Raw genomic sequence first — 3,089 nt, 5'->3', positions numbered from 1 at the left:
CGCGGCGGCCAGGTCGGCGCGCCGAGGTCGCGCGAGATGCTCCGTGCGGCGTCGCGGAGTGCGCCGACGACCGTGTCGGAGGGCGGCCACTCGCTCGAGGGCATGACCACCGCGACCGCGGCGACGACGTCGCCGCCCTCCGAGCAGACCGGCGCGGCGACGGAGGACTCGCCGATGACGGCCTCCTCGTCCTCGAAGCCGAGCGCGTCCCGTCGGACCTGCTCGAGGCCCTCCCGGACGCGGTCCGGGTCGGTGACGGTGTCCGCCGTGAGCGCCGTCAGCGGGCGCGACAGCGCGTCCGCGGCGTGCGCCGCGTCGTAGGCGAGCAGCACCTTGCCGAGTGCCGAGGCATGGCTGGGGATCGTCAGGCCGGTCTCGGGCATCTGCTCGGTGCCGTCCGGGCGTCGGTCGTGGTGGATGACGATGACCTCGCCGAACAGCTCGGCGCCGAGGCGGGTCGCGAAGCCGGTGCGGCTCGAGAGCTCGTGCATCCAGCGCATCGCGCGCGCACGGACGTCGAGGGTGTCGAGGTAGACGCTCGACAGCTTCAGGAGCGCCGGCCCCAGTACGTAGCGGTTCCCGCTCGGCTGCTGCGCCACGAGCCCGTGCGCCTGGAGCGACTTGACGATGCCGTGCACGGTCGAGGGCGGCAGGTCGAGCGCGGCGGCGAGCTCGGAGATGCCCATGCGGCGCGAGCCCTGCAGCAGCGTGAGGATCATCGCCGCGCGATCGATCGACTGGATCACCGACTCCCCCTCCGTCATCGCGCCCACGGTCCATCCCCATTCTGTCTGGTTCTTGACAGCGCGGGACGGAAGGTCCACCATTCAGTATTACCGAAAGCCATTCGACAATACCGAATCGTCTGGCATCACCTCGTTCAAGGGAGAACGCAGATCATGGATGACAACCGGACTTGGCAGCGGCTCGCCGCCGAGTTCCTGGGTACCGCCTTCCTCGTGTTCGTCGGCGTCGGTTCCGTGCCGGCCTTCGCACTCGTGAGGGGCGACGCGCCCTTCGCCCCCGCCGATCTCGGCTTCATCTCGCTCGCCTTCGGCACGATCGTCGTCGCGACGGTGTACGTGTTCGGCTACATCTCGGGCAACCACATCAACCCCGCGGTGACGCTCGCCCTCGCGGTGACGGGCAAGTTCGCCTGGCGCGACGTGCCCGGGTACGTGGTCGCGCAGCTCCTCGGTGCGACCGTGGGCGCGTTCGCGATCGTCGGCGCCCTCGGCCCGCAGGCGAGCGAACTCGGACTCGGCGTCGCCTCCTACGGCGACATCCCGATCTGGCAGGCGTTCACGGCCGAGTTCCTCGGCACGTTCCTGCTGGTCTTCACGGTCTTCGGCGTGATCCACCGCAAGGCGGCCCCCGGATTCGCCGGGCTCGTCATCGGCCTCGTGGTCTTCGCCGCGATCATCCCGGTGGCGCCCGCCACCGGCGCGTCCATCAACCCGGCCCGCACCACCGGCCCGATGCTCGTGCAGCAGCTCCTCGGGGGCACCGTGCAGTGGGAGCAGTGGCCGGTCTACGTCATCGCCGAACTCGCGGGCGGCGTCCTCGCCGGCCTCGCGTTCGGCCTGGTCTCCCGCACTCGGGCGGACCGCACCACCCTGACCGAAGCGCTCGTCGAAGAGGAGGCACGCGCATGAAGAAGCTCATCGATGCACCGTCGGAGGTGCTGGCCGACGCCCTGAAGGGCGTCGCGGCGGCCCACCCCGAACTCGCCGTCGACCTCGCCGCTCGGGTGGTCGCACGGGCGACGCCGAAGCCCGGCAAGGTCGCCCTGATCTCGGGCGGAGGCTCGGGCCACGAACCGCTGCACAGCGGCTTCGTCGGCCCCGGGATGCTCGACGCGGCCTGCGCCGGCGAGGTCTTCACCTCGCCGACCCCCGACCAGATGCTCGCCGCCGCCCAGACGGTGAGCACCGGCGCCGGGGCGCTGTTCATCGTCAAGAACTACACGGGCGACGTGCTCAACTTCGAGATGGCCGCCGAGCTCGCCGACGCGGAGGGAATCGCGGTCAAGACCGTGCTGGTCGCCGACGACGTCGCGGTCGAGGACTCGACCTGGACCGCCGGCCGTCGTGGGGTCGGCACGACCGTCCTCGTCGAGAAGATCGCCGGGGCCGCCGCAGAGGAGGGCGCCGACCTCGATGCCGTGCACGCCGTCGCGACGCGCGTCTCGGAGAACGGCCGGTCGATGGGCGTGGCGCTCACCAGCGCGACCCTTCCGTCGGTGGGCAAGCCGAGCTTCGACCTCCCCGAGGACGAGATCGAGATGGGCGTGGGCATCCACGGCGAACCGGGCCGCACGCGCGCCCCGCTGGCCTCCGCGTCGGAGATCGCCGAGACGCTCGTGTCGGCGATCCTGGCCGACCACGACTTCACCGGGGCGCCCGTGATCGCGATGCTCAGCGGGCTCGGCGGCACGCCGCTCATCGAGCTCTACCTGATGTACGGCGCCGTCGCCTCCCTGCTCGAGCAGCGCGGCATCACCGTCGCACGAGTGCTCGTCGGCGACTACATCACGAGCCTCGACATGGCCGGATGCTCCCTCACCCTGCTCCGCGCGGACGACGAGATGCTGCGGCTCTGGGACGCACCGGTGAGCACCGCGGCGCTCCGGTGGGGGGTGTAGCCATGACCGCGACCGAGGACGGCCGCCTGACGGTCGACGACCTCGTGGCGTGGATGTTCCGCTTCGACGAGCGGATCACCGCCGAGGCCGAGCGGCTGACCGCGCTCGACTCGGCGATCGGCGACGCCGACCACGGCACCAACATCGCCCGGGGCACCGGTGCGGTGCGGCAGCGTCTCGCCGACGCGCCCCCGGACGATGCCGGTGCACTGCTGAAGTCCTCCGGGATGGCGCTCGTGTCGACGGTCGGAGGAGCGAGCGGGTCGCTGTACGGCACGCTGTTCCTCGAGATGGCCAAGTCCGTCGGCCCGGCCCCGGACCTCGACACCGCGGGCCTCGCCGACGCGTTCCGCGCCGGCGTGGCCGGGGTCGTGGCCCGCGGCCGAGCCGAGCCGGGTGACAAGACCATGGTCGACGCGCTCCAACCGGCCGCCGAGGCGCTGAG

4 protein-coding genes are annotated in these 3,089 nt (G+C 71.8%); 3 read left to right on the top strand and 1 reads right to left on the bottom strand.

Annotation, left to right across the window (positions count from 1 at the left end; all coding sequences use genetic code 11):
* Positions 1–764, bottom strand: a 764-nt coding sequence (locus ESO86_RS14395) for an IclR family transcriptional regulator (RefSeq protein ID WP_242492384.1), incomplete at its 3' end; no start/stop codon positions are given.
* 135 nt (positions 765–899) lie between these two features.
* Here ESO86_RS14395 and ESO86_RS14390 point away from each other — a divergent pair.
* The 3 genes from ESO86_RS14390 to dhaL form a co-directional block, all read left to right on the top strand.
* Positions 900–1,655, top strand: coding sequence for an MIP/aquaporin family protein (locus ESO86_RS14390; RefSeq protein ID WP_129235610.1), 756 nt, complete (start codon positions 900–902; stop codon positions 1,653–1,655).
* Complete coding sequence (dhaK, locus tag ESO86_RS14385) at positions 1,652–2,644, top strand: dihydroxyacetone kinase subunit DhaK (protein WP_129235609.1); 993 nt, start codon at positions 1,652–1,654, stop codon at positions 2,642–2,644. Before ESO86_RS14390 ends, dhaK begins: the two co-directional genes overlap by 4 nt.
* 2 nt (positions 2,645–2,646) lie before the next feature.
* A partial coding sequence (gene dhaL, locus ESO86_RS14380) for a dihydroxyacetone kinase subunit DhaL (RefSeq protein WP_207207157.1) occupies positions 2,647–3,089 on the top strand: 443 nt, incomplete at its 3' end.

The sequence above is a fragment of the Agromyces binzhouensis genome, from assembly GCF_004135055.1.
Taxonomy (GTDB): Bacteria; Actinomycetota; Actinomycetes; order Actinomycetales; family Microbacteriaceae; genus Agromyces; species Agromyces binzhouensis.
This window is presented reverse-complemented; position numbering and strand designations above follow the sequence as displayed.